Origin of the sequence: Paenibacillus silvestris, assembly GCF_009882985.1 — a bacterium.
Classification (GTDB): domain Bacteria; phylum Bacillota; class Bacilli; order Paenibacillales; family NBRC-103111; genus Paenibacillus_E; species Paenibacillus_E silvestris.
In genome coordinates, this window is record NZ_WTUZ01000012.1 from 85,395 (window position 1) to 85,837 (window position 443).

1 pseudogene is annotated in these 443 nt (G+C 43.3%); it reads left to right on the forward strand.

The annotated features are described in order from the left end of the window. Nucleotides 1-443 (forward strand): annotated as a pseudogene (locus GQF01_RS09580) (hypothetical protein); the annotation flags it as partial.

The window sequence follows — 443 nt, forward strand, 5'->3', positions numbered from 1 at the left end:
AGCAGTGACGCTTGCATCCAATGATAAAGATGTATATGTACCTTTGAATGTAACAGATGCGAATGGTAACAAATTAAGCGTACAAGACATCGTAGACAACGCAGATCGCTTCACATTCAGCGTGACGAACGGTAAGGGTACGATTCAAGAAACAGGCGCTGACAAAGGTAAACTGAAACTACAGTTTGATGCCGTGAATACAGTAGGTTCCAAGGTGTATGTAACAGGTCAAATCAACCAATCGCAGTCCAACACATTTGTACAAACAAGCCTTCCTGTACAAGATGCACGTATTGCTGAGCGTATTACAGTAACGACTGAGCCTGCTGCGAAAGCGATCTTGGGCGCAACAGACGATATGGACTTCCAATTGAAAGATCAATACGGCGAAGACATTTCCGATATCGATGCTGACATCTTAAGTGCCAATGGACAAAAGTCTA